General features: G+C 58.9%; 11 protein-coding genes and 5 pseudogenes. 10 read left to right on the top strand and 6 right to left on the bottom strand.

What is annotated here, in order from left to right:
* The first annotated feature begins 238 nt into the window (after positions 1-238).
* The 3 genes and pseudogenes from J6524_RS08860 to J6524_RS08850 form a co-directional block, all read left to right on the top strand.
* Positions 239-4,972 carry a Ulp1 family isopeptidase gene (locus J6524_RS08860; RefSeq protein WP_225670000.1) on the top strand — a complete coding sequence of 1,578 codons (4,734 nt, stop codon included), beginning with the start codon at positions 239-241 and terminating at the stop codon, positions 4,970-4,972.
* Positions 4,973-5,038: 66 nt separating this feature from the next.
* Positions 5,039-5,398: an IS66 family transposase gene (locus J6524_RS08855; RefSeq protein WP_225669999.1), complete on the top strand. Its 360-nt coding sequence runs from the start codon at positions 5,039-5,041 to the stop codon at positions 5,396-5,398.
* A 65-nt stretch (positions 5,399-5,463) separates the two neighbouring features.
* Positions 5,464-5,903 (top strand): annotated as a pseudogene (locus J6524_RS08850) (IS5/IS1182 family transposase); the annotation flags it as partial.
* A 179-nt stretch (positions 5,904-6,082) separates the two neighbouring features.
* Here the strand turns inward: J6524_RS08850 and J6524_RS38215 are convergent.
* Together J6524_RS38215 and J6524_RS08845 are read right to left on the bottom strand one after the other, a co-directional pair.
* Positions 6,083-6,221 (bottom strand): annotated as a pseudogene (locus J6524_RS38215) (transposase); the annotation flags it as partial.
* A gap of 341 nt (positions 6,222-6,562) precedes the next feature.
* Positions 6,563-6,964 carry a transposase gene (locus J6524_RS08845; RefSeq protein ID WP_225669998.1) on the bottom strand — a complete coding sequence of 134 codons (402 nt, stop codon included), beginning with the start codon at positions 6,962-6,964 and terminating at the stop codon, positions 6,563-6,565.
* Between the two features lie 376 nt (positions 6,965-7,340).
* Here J6524_RS08845 and J6524_RS08840 point away from each other — a divergent pair.
* From J6524_RS08840 to J6524_RS08830, 3 genes and pseudogenes are all read left to right on the top strand, one after another.
* Positions 7,341-7,837 (top strand): annotated as a pseudogene (locus J6524_RS08840) (IS701 family transposase); the annotation flags it as partial.
* A 619-nt stretch (positions 7,838-8,456) separates the two neighbouring features.
* Positions 8,457-9,371, top strand: coding sequence for an alpha/beta fold hydrolase (locus J6524_RS08835; protein WP_225669997.1), 915 nt, complete (start codon positions 8,457-8,459; stop codon positions 9,369-9,371).
* Positions 9,368-11,245, top strand: a complete 1,878-nt coding sequence (locus tag J6524_RS08830) for an MFS transporter (protein WP_225669996.1) — start codon at positions 9,368-9,370, stop codon at positions 11,243-11,245. The genes J6524_RS08835 and J6524_RS08830 overlap by 4 nt, the downstream gene beginning before the upstream one ends.
* A 151-nt stretch (positions 11,246-11,396) precedes the next feature.
* Here J6524_RS08830 and J6524_RS08825 read toward each other — a convergent pair whose 3' ends face one another.
* On the bottom strand, positions 11,397-12,275 hold the full coding sequence (locus J6524_RS08825; RefSeq protein WP_225669995.1) for a LysR substrate-binding domain-containing protein: 879 nt from the start codon (positions 12,273-12,275) through the stop codon (positions 11,397-11,399).
* Positions 12,276-12,719: 444 nt separating this feature from the next.
* Between J6524_RS08825 and J6524_RS08820 the strand changes: the two genes are divergently transcribed.
* From J6524_RS08820 to J6524_RS37860, 4 genes and pseudogenes are all read left to right on the top strand, one after another.
* Positions 12,720-13,448, top strand: coding sequence for a helix-turn-helix transcriptional regulator (locus J6524_RS08820; RefSeq protein ID WP_225669994.1), 729 nt, complete (start codon positions 12,720-12,722; stop codon positions 13,446-13,448).
* Between the two features lie 192 nt (positions 13,449-13,640).
* Positions 13,641-14,279, top strand: coding sequence for an acyl-homoserine-lactone synthase (locus J6524_RS08815; protein WP_225669993.1), 639 nt, complete (start codon positions 13,641-13,643; stop codon positions 14,277-14,279).
* Positions 14,280-14,344: 65 nt separating this feature from the next.
* Entirely contained in the window at positions 14,345-14,851 is a 507-nt protein-coding gene (locus J6524_RS08810; RefSeq protein WP_225669992.1) for a cysteine hydrolase family protein, read from the top strand.
* Between the two features lie 486 nt (positions 14,852-15,337).
* Positions 15,338-15,412: pseudogene (locus J6524_RS37860) on the top strand (hypothetical protein); the annotation flags it as partial.
* 90 nt (positions 15,413-15,502) lie between these two features.
* Here the strand turns inward: J6524_RS37860 and J6524_RS08800 are convergent.
* The 3 genes and pseudogenes from J6524_RS08800 to J6524_RS08790 all read right to left on the bottom strand — a co-directional run.
* Positions 15,503-15,877: pseudogene (locus tag J6524_RS08800) on the bottom strand (transposase); the annotation flags it as partial.
* A gap of 83 nt (positions 15,878-15,960) precedes the next feature.
* The gene (locus J6524_RS08795) at positions 15,961-16,398 is read right to left on the bottom strand and encodes a hypothetical protein (RefSeq protein ID WP_225669991.1); all 438 of its coding nucleotides are present in this window, start codon (positions 16,396-16,398) and stop codon (positions 15,961-15,963) included.
* Between the two features lie 320 nt (positions 16,399-16,718).
* Positions 16,719-16,997 (bottom strand): Gfo/Idh/MocA family oxidoreductase, encoded by a 279-nt coding sequence (locus J6524_RS08790; RefSeq protein WP_225669990.1) that lies wholly within the window; start codon positions 16,995-16,997, stop codon positions 16,719-16,721.
* Positions 16,998-17,112 lie beyond the last annotated feature (115 nt).

Here is a 17,112-nt window from a genome sequence, read left to right as displayed (position 1 = left end):
GCAGCAAGTCGGCGGCTCCGCGTCAGGTTCTCGACAGCTATCGCACATAGAGTAGGGTCTCCAGAGGCGATCATAGCTGGCGATCGCCGCAAGAATACTGGAGCGCGGGGTCGGGGGTGCTTGGACGGGGCATTTTGGGGCGTTCACGGTAGTTTTCTGCTGGGTTCGATGCTGCCGAGTCGAGTCCGTGCCAAATCACTCAGGCTTCAATTGGCCTATATTCCGAAAGTGAGAACGAATGAAGTTCCAATCCGCCAACTGGGTGCGTCAACAATCGGGCACCGCGGGCCCGCAAGAGAGCTCACCGGCTCCGTCCACAGATGCGGCGGCCTTTGAGCAGCAGCTGAGTGAGATCGCTGTCCCGGCTGCTCCCGTGCTCATGCAGGTCCGCGCGCATCAAGCGGAGGCATCGCGATCTGAGGCGCATGCCGGAAACGATGAGGCGGTGCTGGGCGCCGCAGCGCTACAGACCGCTCAGTCAAATTGGGTCTTGGTAGGTCGCAGCAAGGAGCCGCTTTATGCTAAGGATGCGCGCCTTATTTCCGGCCTTAAGCAGGCGCTCCTCAGGGGTGGAGCCGCCGAGAGCACCGCCACGAGCAACGTCGGTTATCTGCTCAGCTTGAGCCGCTGGCTCTTTGCAAACGACAAGCCGTGCATTGCTGATCGGCTTCATGACGAGTCGATGGACAAGGATGTCGAGGAGTTCATAACCAAAGGTGGGACGGCGAACGTCCCTTGGGCACTAGCTCATCTGCGGACCTCTCAATTGACGGGAGGAGTCGTACCGATCGCAGGCCGCCCTGACCTGACTCCTTATCCCAAGGACGGAACTCTCATCAAAGAATACAGAAAGCAAGCAGTGGCGGCCGGAACTTCAAGTACCGCCAAAACCTATGCATCTATTCTCACGGATTTCAGCCACTACCTTCGGGCAAACAACAAGCCTGGCATTGCTGCTCGGCTTCAGGACGAGACATGGAACGAGGACGAACCGCTCAATGAAGAGATCCAGCGCTACAAGGACGCCGGCGGTAACAAAAGTATCGGCGCGGCACTTGATCATCTCCGTAATGGAGCGAGAAAACTCAACGGTCCGCCTTTTCATCCCGAAGACGCGCCCTTGATTTCCGGACTTCAAGAAGCACTCGTTAAGGCTGGGTACGAGAAGATCACCGCTAAGACGAATTATGTTGGTCCTCTTCGCAGATTCAGCCGGTGGCTCTTTGCAAAAAACAAGCCGGGAGTGGCTGCTCGGCTTAACGACGAATCGCTCAGCAGCGACGCTGCGATCTTCGATCAAAGTCGCAGGCACCTCGTTCTTACCGCACTAGATCGTCTCCGCGCCTCTCAGTCGCCGGGCGGAGTCGCCTCAATCACTGCCCGGGCAGGGGGCATTGAGGCCGCGGCTAAGCAGGGCGGCTCGCAGCCCGCCTTCAGTTGGCCAGCGGCACTCGCTGAGGGGGATGATCAAGATTTATTCTTTGGGACGGTCGACGAAGCCGGTGCATCGTCGTGTCTTCAGCCACCGCGGCATGGCCTGGCATTGAATCCTACAGAGTCCCCTAATCCCGTGAACTGGCGCCACCAGGACGACGAGCTGACGGATGAACGTTACCGCAACATCCTCGTGCCAGGCGAGCAGATTCCCATCATGCGGGCGAGCGGGCACCCATCTACGCCGCCTCCGCACGGTCAAGGCGGTGGAACGATGCTGAATGCCTCGGCGCTACCGCCCGGCCATGCAAAATTGGCTTTCGCAGGTAGCAGCCTGGATCCTGTTTATTGCGAAGATGCCTCTCTTATTGAGGGGCTGAGGCCGGCACTCATCAAGGCTGGGGCCTCCGAGAGCACGGTCGGCCGCAATCTACGTGGTCTTCTCAGCTTGGGGCATTGGCTCGTGAAGAACGACAAGCCGGGCATTGCTTCCCGGCTTTACGACAAGTCGCTGGACAAGGATGCCCAGGAGTTCGCCGAGAAGGAGGAGCAGGCCATCGCTACCCCACTGGATCATCTTCGAGCCTTCCAATCGCCGGGCGGCATCACGCCGTTTGCAAGCCGGGTTGAGCGGAATCCCTATCCCCAGCATGCGGATCTCATCAAAAGGTACAAGGAAGAAGCAGCCCCAAGCACCGCCAACACCGCCAGGAGCTATGCAACTCTTCTTATCGATTTCAGTGATTACCTCCGTGAAAACGATAAGCCCGGCATTGCTGCTCGGCTTGGCCACGACTCGCTGGATGAAGACGTCAGTCGGTATAAGGAGGCGGACCCCCATGGCCGCAGAAAAGCCGGAGCCGCACTGGCTCATCTCCTGAGGTCGCCGGCGGGTGCTAGAACGATCGAACTCCTGCGTCATATTCGCCCCCTTCCTGATCTCGAAGACGCGGTTCGCGCCGAGACGAAGCCGACCCTCACCGCGACTGCGCAGCACAGCGGGTCGAACGGAGCTGTCAGCTGGCCGGAGACTCTGCCTGCGAACCAGCAGGATCTGCTTTTGGAGACGATGGACGGACCCAGCTCCTCGCCGCCTCCGCACGGCGACGCGGTTGAGCGGCAGCTGATGCAGACCCCATCCCATCAACTGGCGGCGTCACCATCGCAGAGGCAAGCTCCGGTGTCGTCGCCGGACGAGCTGATCGGCGAGCAGCTTCCGGCCGAAGACGCGGAGCTCTTGGCGAGGTTTCGTGTAGACGCCGAGCGGCGCAAGCTCACCCCAGGGGCCATCAACAACAGTGTTTCCGGGCTTAGGACTTTTGTCCGCTGGGTCAACGCAAGTCATAGGGGCCCTGTAGCTTCTCGGCTCCGAGACGGTTCATCGCTCGATGAGGAAATAGCGAAGTACAGGAGCTTGGGCCGTGACCCCCAGAACCGCATTAGATCGGCTGTGGACGTTCTCAGGCGGCTGCTACGTGGGGGGGAAGAAGTCGAAGCACCCGAACCCCGCGTTCTCGGTGCCCCCCGTCACCACGTTCCTCATCCAGAAGATGCGCCCCTCATCGAGGGCGCGCTGAGCCAAGCCCTGAAAGATCTTAAAACCCCGACTGCGAAGCTGAGGCAGTCTGCGCAACAGCGGGCGACACGTCTTCGTGCGCTGAGTGCGTGGCTTAGAGGGAATGGCAAAGGGAGCATTATTGGGCGACTAAACGGCTCCAGCAGGCAGCAGTTATCCCTCGACGATGACGTGGTAGCATTCCAACGGACTGGAGGCAGAGTACACGGTCCCGATTTGTCGCATCTTCGCAGCTACTTGAAACTCATTGAGGCGAACCGAGAGCTGGGGCTGCGAGGCCCTGAGCAGCCGAGCTCGCCGGCCGCGCAGGGCGATCGGTTTTCCGGCTCTTCGCAGGATCTTCCCTCAACGCCGGCCAGCCGAAGCGCTGGAGCTTGGGTTTGGTTGAGTGAACAGCGGCAAGAACCAGCATCACCATCCAGGCCCGCGTCAAATGCTAAGGGCAGGCGTGAGCCATTTGTTGATCTGAATGCGCCACCGCCGTCCGAGTTGCGCGACGATGCTCACTTTGCGCCAGCCGATCCTGCCAGGGTTCGCTCAGACACCTACGCTGGTCTTGAGCCATTTGTTGATCTGAATGCGCCAACGCCGTCCGAGTTGCGCGACGATGCTCACTTTGCGCCAGCCGATCCTGCCAGGGTTCGCTCAGACACCTACGCTGGTCTTGAGCCATTTGTTGATCTGAATGCGCCAACGCCGTCCGAGTTGCGCGACGATGCTCACTTTGCGCCAGCCGCTCCTGCCAGGGGTCGCTCAGACACCTACGCTGGTCTTGAGCCATTTGTTGATCTGAATGCGCCAACGCCGTCCGAGTTGCGCGACGATGCTCACTTTGCGCCAGCCGCTCCTGCCAGGGGTCGCTCAGACACCTACGCTGGTCTTGAGCCATTTGTTGATCTGAATGCGCCAACGCCGTCCGAGTTGCGCGACGATGCTCACTTTGCGCCAGCCGCTCCTGCCAGGGGTCGCTCAGACACCTATGCTGGTCTTGAGCCATTTGTTGATCTGAATGCGCCAACGCCGTCCGAGTTGCGCGACGATGCTCACTTTGCGCCAGCCGCTCCTGCCAGGGGTCGCTCAGACACCTATGCTGGTCTTGAGCCATTTGTTGATCTGAATGCGCCAACGCCGTCCGAGTTGCGCGACGATGCTCACTTTGCGCCAGCCCATCCTGCCAGGGGGCGCTCGGACACCTACGCTGGTCCTGTATTATTTGTTGGTCGGGATGCGCCCAGACCGCAGGTGATTGATCTAGATCCGCCCACGCTGCAGGAGCTGCGTGATGATGCTCGTTATGCGCCTTTCCCGCGCACATCCGCCGATGCTCAGATCGGGGCTTTGGATCCGACCGCCTCCTCCCACGGCCGCAGTGGACTAGAGCTCGGCGCCAAGGAATGGCTGGGCGACAAGCATATCCACAGGGATTACGAGCTCCTGGCGGAGGAGTTGCGGCGGGGCCGTCCGGAACTCGCCGCCCTGACGCAGTTCGTGGACCCCCTGATAGCTCACTATCAACTGCGCTTCGGCGCCGAGCCCGACATGCTCCGCGTGTTCCAGCGCATCGTCTACGATCCAAATGGTAATGATACGGCCGACTTCCTGTTCCTGCCAGTGAACGACGCTATGGATCCTAATCGCCTCGGCACGCATTGGTCGCTGCTGCTCCTTGATCGCCACACGCGAGGAGAGCCGGTTGCCTATCACTACGACTCTGTCCGGGGACACAACCACGAGGCGGCAGCGCAGCTCGCACGACGGCTGCGCGCCCGCCTGGAGTCACCCAGCATGGCCCAGCAACGGAACAGCTATGATTGCGGCGTCTTTGTGGTGGACGGCACGCGGGCGCTGGTTCGACGATTGGCCCAAGGAGAGCGGCCAGCGCACGAGCCGCTGCACCTTGACAACCTCGTCGCCAATCGGCGGTCCCTCCAGAGTCGACTGGCTCATCCCGGCTTGGGCTAATGGAGCTGGCTGGAGCGGCTCTCCCGGACACTACACCGGGGGGGCTCGCCCGAGCGAGCGTCCTGTTTGGCCGCGGAAGCCGAAGCCCAGGAGGCCTTGCTGATCGAGAAGCTCAAACTCACGATCAAGAAGCTCCGGCACGAGCAGTTCGGACAGTCCTCCGAGCAAGGCGCATTGCTGGAGCAGCTCGAGCTAAAGCTCGCCAACGTGGAGGAGACCGCGGCGCAAGCTAAGACCGCAGCGCAGATGGCAGCCGAGAAGATTGCAGCGCCATCGTCGAGCGCCGCAGCAGTGATTGAAACGATTGTAAACCGTCGTGTAAGGGCACAGTCGGGCGGGTCGCGCCAGCGCGCGCCGCATTATTATATGAATGAGTCTCCGTTCTTTAATCGCGGGCACGGTGTCAACTCCGATAGACAAACGTGATCCACTGCCGGGTTCATGGTTCTTTGCGCGGTCGTCTCTACAGGAGCCGCCGCATGATGGCGTTCAAAGGCGGTCAATTCGTGACCCACGTGAAGGCGCTGCCCGGCACCCCCTATGACGGGCATACGCTCGCAACCGTCATTCCGGACATGGAGGCCCTCATCGGCATCACCCTCGAGCGCCTCCTCGCCGACACTATCGCGGCCACAATGCCCCACCCGATTACAAGTTCAGGGTGTTCGCCTCAGGGCAGAAGGGGCGGGTGACGCCACAGATCAAGCGCGAGCTGCGAAGGCGTTCCGCCGTCGAGCCGGTCATCGGCCATCTCAAGTCCGAGCATCGAATGGGCCGCAATCACCTCTGGCATCGCGAGGGCGACGCCATCAACGCCGTCCTCGCCGCCCCCGGCTACAAACTTGTATGGGGTGTCTCCTGTCAAGAGCTCTTAGCCATTCTTCTCCTTGCACCGAGGGCGCAGTTGTGTGCGTCAAGTTCGGCAAATTGATCGTGGGGTCCGGCGAAGCCGTCCCCTCGGAGCCGCCGTCGCTCGCTTGCCCCCAAGCGCAGCGCTGGCGAGCGACGGCGGCAGAGAGGGGGGGCCCATCCCCTCGGTGGGCCTGAGTATGGTCAAGCGGCAGGGCGTAACGCCTCCTTTTTTGCGCTCTTTCAGCAGCTAGCGCGATAAAGCAGGCAATCGTCGTCGACCTTGCGGGGCACGGAGTAGAGCGCGTTCCTGAAGAAGTGCACATGGCGTTGTCAGGACCTCAGCGATCACCTTCTTCAAGCTCGGATGATCGTCAGAGACCACTAACTCCATGGCATGGCGACTGAGAGACATTCCGAGGTAGCTTGCAATCTCCGGCGGGCATCGCGCCGCGTACTTGTATGCGGTCGAACGCTATCTTCGACCATGATGCAGCAATGCGCATCTCTAGCGAAGCTGGGGCAGCGGGCCCATTCTTCCGCGAGGTCATATGGACCAAGTTGTAGCGCGGGTCACCGCCACCTCGGAGTATCAGGGTTTAGCGATTGCTTCGCCAAGCCCCAATTGAGGTGTCCCGTCTCGCGTTCATGCTACCGGGCGTAACTTGATCCCTACAGGTATTTCGCCTGTCGTCGTCAAGCGCCAGAACGCTATGAGAAATTTGCGCGCCAGCGCCACGATCATGGTCTTGCGCGCGTGCCGCCGCGCGCGTCGGCCGCGCGAGTACGGTACCAACGTGCTGATGCGCTGTCTTTCTGGAAAAGGAGAAAGCGCCAGGCCAGTTGGATCATACCACGCCGCGCCCGGGCATTGCCAGCGCGTGCAAGGCCCTTCTCCCGTCTTCGCTTGCCGCTCTCATCGGGAGCGCCCGTGAGGCCCGCGCGCGCGACCGCTCTGCGATCTCTCAATTGCGGGGAGAGGATCTCATGCACGAGCATGTCCGCTGTTTCGATTCCAACGCCAATGATCCGCGCCAGCAATTTGACCATCGCGTGCGCTCCGCCGTCAGAAACCTGCAAACGCTGTAATCGAGCTGCCTCGATCTCCCTGATCTGCTCCCTGACGAGGCGAAGGCGGACCATGTCCCGGCGCCTCTCGGCGACAGTGTTGGGTGGCAGAGGCACCCCTTCCGGCGTGCGCGAGTCTCGAGCCGCTCTGACGCATGACGTAGGGTCGGCTTGAAATTGCGAATACCCAGGCGAATGAGACATGCCTTCATTCGATTGACGATGCTGGTTTGTCGGCTGACAAGGTTTTCCCGCTCGCGGTTTGGACGCCGGGCGTCCTCTTCATCGGCTTGGGATTGCTGCCATTTGGCAATGGTTCGGCTCGCCGCGCAGCCAACCGAGGAGAGCGCGCTTCAAATGCTCGGTGTCGAGCCGATCAGTTTTAGACTAGCATTACAGTTGCATTGTGTTGAAGGTTCTGAATCCATGGGCGACCAGGATTCGGGATCTGATGATTGGTGGCGCGTCGGTTGAAGATACGCTGACGCTGTGGGCTTCGTCGTTGCGAGATGTCAAGCAAGCATCCGTCTGCTGTTTACGCAGGAGCGGGTCGCGGCCTCGGCGGGGCAGTTTCTCGACGGATTGTTGGGCAACGAGCCGCGCAAGACGGGTTGGATGCGGGCGGAAGCGGCCGGCGATCCAGGCCCGTGGCGCCAGCAGGCGCTCCTGGGCCGGGGGCAGTGGGATGCCGACGCGCTGCGCGACATTGTGCGTGAGTACGCACTGGAGAGGCTTGGCGATGAGGACGCGGTCCTGGTCATCGATGAGACCGGCTTTTTGAAACGGGGCAAGGCCTCGTGCGGGGTCGCACGCCAGTACACTGGCTCGGCGGGCAAGATCACCAATTGCCAGATCGGAGTGTTCGGCTGCTATGTGTCGCGGCATGGCCATGCCTTCATCGACCGGGCGCTCTACCTGCCAAAGGAATGGACGGACGACCCCGCTCGCGAATGGATCAAAAGTCATTCGTACTTGGCAGCAGATACTCGGCCTGCAAACGCGCAGCTTCCTGGCTCGAGATATAACCAGCCCGGCCCGACGCAATCAAAAGCAAAGCAGGCTCATCGAGCATCATTACCAGCAAGACGCGTTATACGACTTGCAAACACGTCCAACGCAGTCTGTTGGTACTTGACGTGATAGCGTTCGGCTAAAGCACGAATCGCAATAGCGACGGCATTCTGAATAACCTGGCTCCAGCATAGCATTCTGATGGTAAAATAGGCATACGCGCAGAAACATTTAGAATCAAGACGTTGCGGGTGCGGTTGGGCCCGCTAGCGGAGCTGCGCAGCCTCCTTCGGCGGGTTATTCAACAGACACATGCGCTCATTCTCGAGGAGATAGCGTGAGGCTCGCCCGTTGCTTCAGCCATATCGTGCTCTCGGGCGACCTTATGGGGTTGCTCCCGATAAAGACCTGAAGAGCCTGGACGAAGCGCGTCAGACAAGAGATGTGTCGAAATCCGATTCGCCGGTAATCGACACCTCCATTCTTATCCCTGCTCATCCACAACGCCACCCGATGGGCGGCAACGTCTTGCCGCGCTCCAAGAAAAGGGGTGGCGATGTCTTATATCAAGTCAGGTGGAATAAGGCTGTATTTCGAGGAATATGGGCGGGGCTATCCAATCATTTTCGTTCATGAATTCGAATCCGACCTGCACAGCTGGGAAGCGCAGATCCGTTATTTTTCGCGTGGCTATAGGTGCATCGCCTACAACGCGCGTGGATATCCACCGAGCGACGTTCCTGATGATCCCGCCATATACGGCTGGCAGGTCGCCGTAGAGGACATCGGCATCGTCATGAGTGACCTCTCGATCGAGCGCGCCCACATGGTTGGATCTAGCATGGGCGCCTATGCTGCTCTGCTGTTTGGGTTGCGGTACCGCGAAAGGAGTAGCGCGATCGTCGCAGCGGGAGCAGGGGCGGGATCTCCAGCCTCGGATCGTGAAAGGTGGTTGAAGAACACGTCTGTTCTCGCGCGCGCATTGGCGGCGCGAGGCATGGATGCCATGGCAGAGAAAATGGCACGCCACCTCACGCGAATTCAACTGAAACACAAGGATCCGAAGGGCTGGCAGGAGTTTGTAAATCGGCTCAAGCAGCATTCGGCGCAGGGTATGTCCAATACCTTGCTCCAGTGCCAAGCCGTGCGACCGTCCTTGCACAACTTCCGCGATGAATTTTCACGGATGACGGTCCCGGTGCTGCTCGCCGTGGGTGACGAAGACAAGCCCTGTTTAGAAACCGGCCTGATGCTCAAATCCACAATTCCCGCCGCCGGCATTTGGGTGTGCCCCAATACGGGCCATGCCATCAATCTCGAAGAACCTGCAGCCTTCAACTCGCAGATTGAAGCGTTCTTCAGCGCCGTCGAGCGAGGAAGCTGGGGCCATATCGACCGGCGGAAACAGCCCGTCTCGGGATATGAGAATTCAACGGCCGCTCCATTGAATTTCGACGGAGCGCTTCCATGAAGTCATGGATCGCTATCTACCTTTCCGAGCCCGTCGCCGCGCGGCTCGCAGTCGCAGCGCAACATCCCGGGGCTACCAAATCGGAGATCATTGAGGCTGCCCTCGCTGATTTCTTCGGGCCAGATCATGACGTCGATGACCCCTCGGTTGATCGCCGGCTGAACGCCATCAACCAGAACCTCGAACAGCTTCATCAAGAGTTGCGGATTGTGAGTGAGACTGTTGCGCTTCAGGCTCGATTTCTTCTCGCCGTCACGCCTCCGTTTGCAGCCGCCGACCAACCTGCCGCCTGTACCCTAGGACTCGCGCGCTTCGACGAATTTGCTGCACAGGTGACAAGGCGGGTTCATCTAGGAACGTCGCTCATCAAGGAAACAATTGAGCGGGTGAATTCGACTGATCCGGCGCATGTTGCAACACAACCGGTGAGGCAAGAAGGGTCGGCCCGCTCCACACACCAGGAACCAAACGGCGTTGCGGCGCCTGTCGCCGGCAACAAACCACAATCTCCGCCTGTTGCTCGAGGCGCAGCCTTCGATCGCGAACCCGATACAAGAGCAGAACAAACAATGGCTGGCGCGACATGGCGGCCGTTTCTGGCGCCATGGCGTGCTACGGGGCCGCAGCGGTCACGAGCCTTCTCCACAGATTGGCTTTTAGTTTTGCGCGTCTTCTTACCCTTCGTCGCAGCTTACTATCTTTCTTTTCTCTTTCGCAACATAAACGCGACCATAGCTGCACCATTGACCTATGAGTTTGGACTGGGTGCCGACGACCTCGGTCTCCTGACGTCCATCTACTTCCTGACCTTCGCGGCCGCCCAGATTCCTATTGGGGTGTTAGTGGACCGATACGGTCCAGGAAAAATCCAGAGTGTCGTGCTGATGGCCGCAGCCGCCGGGGCAGCGCTATTTGCCGTCTCCGACAACTTTTGGCTTCTTCTTCTCGGCCGAGCATTAATCGGCTTTGGCGCTTCTGCAGCATTGACGGCCGGATTGAAAGCCGTGGTTCTCTGGTTTCCCGCCGAGCAGGTGCCACTGCTCAATGGCCTGATGATCATGCTTGGGTCCTTTGGGGCCGTGACGGCAACATTGCCGGCCGAACACCTGCTCGTGTCGATCGGCTGGCGGGGATTGTTTGAGCTCCTAGCCATTGCATCGATTGGATGCGCCCTTGCAATTTTCCTTCTCGTGCCAAAGGGCACGTGCTCATTGGCCGCGAAGGGGACTACCATTGGACTACGAATGATTTATTCAGATCCTCGCTTCTGGCGTTTGGCGCCGCTCTCTGCAACCTGCATTGGTACGGCCTGGGCGTTACAGGGGCTGTGGGCTGCCCATTGGTTCGCTGATGTCGAGCGCCTGGACCGATCGGAATTGCTTCGCAATCTCTTTGTCATGGCAATCGCATCGAGTGCGGGCGCCCTGGTTCTAGGCTTTGCGGCTCAAAAGCTTCGTCGATACGGGATAGGTCCTCGACCGCTCCTGGGCTTGGTCGCACTTCTGTTCTTCGTAGCCCAATTGGCAGTGATCCTGCGAGTACCTTTGCCATCATCTGTTCCGTGGATGATTGTCTCTGCCTGCGGGGCGGCGACCGTCCTTAGCTACGCGATTTTGGGCGAGTTTTTCCCAAAAGAGCTTGCTGGACGTGCCACCGCGGCGCTCAACGTCTTTCACATCGGTTGCGCCTTTCTGGTCCAGTATCTGGTGGGTTTCTTGATTCAGTACTGGACACCTCAGCAGGGCCACTATCCGGAAATTGGTTACCAGATAGCCTTTGCAGTCAACCTTGCAGTTCAGCTCGGAGCATGGTTCTGGTTTATTATCCCCGTGCCCTTACGAGGCAGTGATGCCGGGAGCAAGCGCCCGCTCTAGAAGCTCTGCAAGATGTGGAAAACGGCGCCACCAGATCCGCGGTCTGTGTGGGGCGGTCTTCAACCTGACGTTCCCGGTCGCTTGCGAAGTTGCTCCTGCGAGGAGGCGACAGGCAGGGCCACTCAACCTCGACCGACGTCTTCAAGTGGAGCTAGTCTTCCTGCGTCAGCCATGTGATAAACTGCTCAACACTTTTGGCTTTGCGCGCTGAGGGGTTGAATAGGCCGTAGAACCCAGAGCCAATGATGCGTGATTGAGGAAAAAGAATTCCAAGGCGCCGTTCTGCAATGTCGAGCGAAACGAGAGCCTCCGGCACAAGAGCAATACCATAGCCATTGATTGCCGCCTCTATGCAGAGGAAGAAGTAGTCAAAGACTTGGCCACGCGGCGTCTGACTGACATCTATACCAGCCTTACGGAACCAGTCCGGCCAAGCCGAGATACGGCTCTTCATGTGCAGCAGCGGGCACCGCGTCAAATCCCTCGAATGGCGGACTTTCAATTCCGACAGCAGCGCTGGCGAGACGACCGCCACGGCTTCGTCATGGAGAAGATGACGGCAAGCTAATCCGGCCTTTTTCATAGGATAGCACCGGATGACAAGATCGCTCTGGTCGACGCTCGACTCGAACTCATCGGTGTTAGAGGTTTCAAGCCGGATTTCGATACGCGGATTCAGTCGCTGAAAGGCTGCGATACGGGGGATCAGCCATCGCATCGCAAACGATGGCGTCGCGTTGATGCGGATGCAGTGTGCGGAGCCGGCGCTGGCAAAGTCCGCCGAAGCAACGGCCAACAGATCGAGGCTCTTGCGTACTTCATGAGCGTAAGAACGTGCTGCAGGCGTCAATTCAATGCGGTTGCCAGTCTTCCGCACCAATTTGCAAGAGAAATATCCTTCCAGCAGCCGCAACTGTTGGCTGACAGCGCTGTGGCTGACGCTCAGTTCAGCCGCAGCTTGCGTGAGGCTTTCATGTCGGGACAGCGCCTCAAAGGCACGAAGAGCGGTGAAAGGTGGAATTTTGCGCATGCTTAGGTGTTAGATTCTCTAACATTGATCCCAATAAATGATACTTTCCAGATCACGAAAACGCTGTTAACCCGCGCGATTGAAAGTTTTTCGACGAAAATGACAACAAGATTGATTGTAAGAGATTCTCCAGCTGTTGTAAGGCTGCGTTGCAGGTTCTCAGTTAGAAATAACGATTAGATGGCAATTTTAGTCTGTTGGCGGGGCTCATCATTCGCACAGCTTCTTCAACTTCGCCGAGATCCTGTCCGAACAGGTTGCATAGAATGATGCCGGTAGATTCGCGGGCAGGGCCTTTTCGCCTCCACCTCGGCCACCCGGTCTCGAGCCCGTGGGTGTTCTGGCGGGAGCTCGCGGGACCTGGTAAGCCGAGAAGCTTCTTCACCAAAGGCGGCGGTGGGGTCATTAGGAAGCACGTGACTATGTTCAAATGGTAGAGCCGGAATGAGCCCGGTCGAATGCATCTTCCAGGAATTTATTGATGCCATCCAAACCGCAACCAGCGCGGATGAGTTCGAGCGCGTCGCAACGCGGCTAACGCAGAGGCTTGGCTTCCAGCGATTTGCCTACCTGCGCTTGACCGGCGAGACGCCGATGTTGATCTCGTCATATCCCAAATCCTGGACCAGCCGGTACTTCCAACTTGGATATCAGCAGCTCGATCCGGTGGTGCGCCGCGCGCGTGCCGAGCACGCGCTTTTCAGCTGGGGAGGCGAGGCGTCAGCCCTGGCCGGAAATCGCGAGCAGCGCCGGTTCTTCGATGAAGCGATGACTTTCGGAATTAGATCAGGCATCACTGTGCCAATCAGGGGTGGATTTGGCCGGATGGCTGCATTTACACTGGCGACGGGCGACCGCGATCTTCATCCCGAGCGGCTGGTGGCGGACGGGAAGGATCTCATACAACTCGTCGGGTTGCACTTTCATTGTTATGTTGCCGCCAGACTTGACGTACTCTCTGCCAGTAAACTCATCGCAAGTGAGCTCAGTCAGCGCGAGCGCCAATGCCTTGCATGGACCGCGCGCGGAAAAACTATCGCCGATATCGCGGTGCTGGTCCAAATTGCACCGCGAACTGTCGTGTTTCATCTTGAGAACGCGCGCCGCAAACTAGGTGCAGCATCTATTGCTCAATGCGTCGCCGAGGCGCTGCGGCGTGGTTTGTTGTCCTAATCATCCACACCCTCTCATTTCGCGAGATGCAAAACAGACCTGGGCGCTCGTCGCGCCGGGCATGTTGTATTGTGTTCTGTCCAAAAAGGTCTAACGTAATCAAACTGAATAAGGGGTACCTGTAAAATTTGACAGGCGATTAGCACCTCTCTTTCTGATTTTGAGGCCTCCCGACAATTTCAGGAGGTCGCTATGCGTGCCATCGCAATTCACGCCTCTCAATTTGGTCGTCATCTGGAGTTGCTCGCGGCGATGTATCGGCTGCGGCGCCGTGTCTTCAAGGACAGGCTTGACTGGTCAGTGTCGGTCTCGGGTGAATTCGAGCTCGATGTGTATGACACTCTCGGGCCGACTTATCTCGTTCTGATGGCAGGCGTCGGGGAGCCGGTTGGTTCGGTTCGTCTGCTTCCGACGACCGGACCAACCATGTTGGCCGACACCTTTCCCGTTCTGCTCGGCGGGACGCCAGCGCCGCATGACGAAAGAATTCTCGAAAGCTCACGCTTTTGCATCGACACCAGTCTTATCGCGGAGCAGGCAGCCAATCGTCTCAACCGCGCAACCTTTATCCTCTTCGCCGCCATGATGGAGGCAGCAAGCGCCGCGCGCGCAGACAGCATCGTGACAGTGACTGATACGCGTATGGAGCGCATTCTCCGGCGCGCGCGCTGGCCATTGAGACGGATCGCCGCTCCGCAGCAGGTCGGATCGACCATGGCGGTCGCCGGCTTTCTCGACATGTCCGAACAAACGCTTCACACGATGTACGAACAAGCCGACGTCAATGGCCCCGTGCTTGTGCCAGCGGATCTTGTTAGCGCTGCCGCCTAATGCCCCACGAGCAGCATCCAGCAAAGGTCATTTGACGTATGCTCGCAAGCCCACGACATAGTCGGGTGGTTTTGATCAATATGACGCGTGGTAAGACGCCGGCTTCGGCCGGTCTTGCCCCGCGGCATGTCAGTTTCTCATTGCTGCAGACGGGCCTGGAGATGTTCGGCGTCGCGTCGACCCTCATCGGCGAATGCCAGCCGTTCGGGATTATGGGTCAGCAACTCGTGCACTCAACGACGCAACTGGACATTGACACTCTTTCCATTTGGCATGATCGGCGATTTACGGACAATCTGGCTTCACGCGAAACCGGTATCATTTTCTTCGGAGGAGGTTGGCTCGAAGAAGATATCTTCATTGCCGCACTGCAGGCCGCCGAGCGTGGATATGACGTACGCCTCCTCTCGGACCTTATTGCAACGCGTATCGACGCGGATCGATCACTCGCTTTGGATCGGATGGCGCTTCATGGCATCTTGGCGACCACGGTGCGCCAGATGCTGCTGGAATGGGCGGTATGTCTGCATGATCCGCTTTTGACGCAAAAAGTTCAGCAGCTTCTATCATGATCTGGGTTGCCATCGCACCCCTAAAGGCGGGGCACCCGTTCTTGTGAACCGTGCTCGGGCGGTACTGGTCTTGCGGCTTTGATCCTGACGCAGATGCGCAGCATGGCGAGGCGCTAGGCGTCCAAGGGCGTGACCAAGTCTAGCGCTGCCCTGCGGTCTGCCGAGATTCAGGTGAGAAAGCGCAGGTAAGACGAGCTTCATCGCACGTGCGAGGGGCTCGGAAACGGCTCGCGCTGGCAGCAATGTGGAGCTAGCCCACCACGTGGTCCGATAAGGAAAAATCTTCTTTGGATGAGCTCGACAGGATTGCGCGGCTTTTTGGCGTCATCGCGATGCGCGCTGGAGATGCGATCATGAATGTCCCGGCCTACGCTCAATACACGGACGATGTTCGCCAGTGAACAGTCACAGACCTTGAAGCCGATCAGATCATCCGTTCGTATCTTTTTCGAACGCTTCCCGAATCATCGTTCTCACTGAAGAAACATGGGCTCGAAGCTTACCGCAAGCGAGCGCCGCTTCGTGCTCCTCGATCCTCTCGACGGAACCATGGAATTCGTTCAGAGGATTCCCGAATATGCCGTCAATATTGCCTTTATCGGACGGCATGCCCTTGGCTGGAGCGATCTATGCCCCAACTGCTTGAGCTCTGAAGCAGCATTCCGCAAGATGTCGCTGGGCGTGGAGATGGTTATGGAACATATTTTTAGCGCCCGTGACGGATTGTTGGGAATGACAGCCAGCGCTCCCTTGGCGGCGATGGCTTGGTGTAAGCGGTCCGTGCCATACGCTGTGTCAGCCATTTCGGCGGACAATCCCTCTGTCAGGGCTGCGGCTTGCGGTGCATCACCTCTGACCGAGCAGTCCGTGTGAACCGCACGGGACATCCCAAGCCTCGAACGGCCAACTGGATCTTGGTGCTCAGGCGCCACCGCGAGAACGGCCGATGGCTTGATCTTCCGGCCCCTTTTTTAGCCTCGGCAGGTGCTGGTGGGCTCGGACGATGGTAGAATCAACCATCAGGTGTTATATTGAGCTAGCAGCGCGGGCGGTAGGGACAGCGCCTCCATTTGGCCCAAATACCCGGCGCCGAGTCGCCCGAGCTGCGTCTACTTGCTTGCATAATCGTGGAATGTGTGGGGGCTGGGCAGCGCGGGGTTTCGCCTGCAATTCGAAGCTTGGTGTTGGCGAGAGCCGTTCCAGCCCGCCTCATCAGCCCAAGCTTGGATCAGCCCGCAATCGCTGTTGGATTGTCTGCCGATCCGCGACGAGATTGTTGACACGCAGCAGGCCTGGCCGCCGTCTTGCGCCAATCGTCTAACCAGCTCGCGCGTGCCGTCCACGACAATGACGCCGCAATTATAACCGTTCTGCTGCTGGGCCATGCGGACTTGCTCCAGGTAGGCGTACAGCCTTTCTGCGAAGGCTCTTGCGATCCTGTGATGGGGTGCGCCAGCGGGGTAGTGGTAGTGATAGGCAATCGGCCCTTCCAGAGTGGCGATCAATGAGCAGCAGCGACCAATCGCCGCCGCCATCCCCGTCAGCATCGCTCACTGGCTCAATCTTCGCAGAGAGCGTACATTCGAGTCGGCGGTGCTTTCATGCCTTGGGACGAGCAGCCGATGATACAGCGGAGCGGGTGCGATTACGCCGCGGCGCCGCATATCCCAGCGACGTGATGGGCTGCGGGTCAATTGGCCCGCGAGCGTCTGCATTGCCGCTGTCGATCAACTGCCGCCCAGTGGAGACGTCCTGCGGATAATCCGCGATTCTGTGCCTCTTCGTCCGCCTCGATTGGGCTGCATCATTCTCATCATTGATGAGAAATTCTTCGGCGAGCGCAGGTCGCTCCAGTCAATTGCATCAATCAGGTCATCCGCAGCATCTTGCGGCCGGCTGCTTTCACTTTGTCAGCGATCCGGACAGAAGCCTCCATTGTGTCAGCAATGGGTTTCTCTGATAGGATATGCAGGGCGAGATCGACAATGAGCTCGTGCAGAGCGGGCGGGATCACGATAGTACAGAAGTCGGCTTTTACCGCCCGGAAAGCCTCTTGTGCCGAGGTGAAGCACTGCTCCGCCTTCAAACCAAGATGCCGCCGGCCCTGTTCCAGGAATTTGGTATCGATATTGACCAGGCCGACCACCTCGATCGTCCCGTCTGTCACGTTTGGCGGCAGGAACGTATCGCACTAGCGCTCTCCAAAGCCGCCGGCTCCAATACGCAGGACATTATAGGTCATGAATGTTCCTTCAACGGGT

It is taken from the genome of Bradyrhizobium hereditatis, from assembly GCF_020329435.1.
GTDB classification, from domain to species: Bacteria; Pseudomonadota; Alphaproteobacteria; order Rhizobiales; family Xanthobacteraceae; genus Bradyrhizobium; species Bradyrhizobium hereditatis.
Note: the sequence above shows the minus strand (reverse complement) of the source record. Positions and strands in the feature narration are given on the sequence as shown.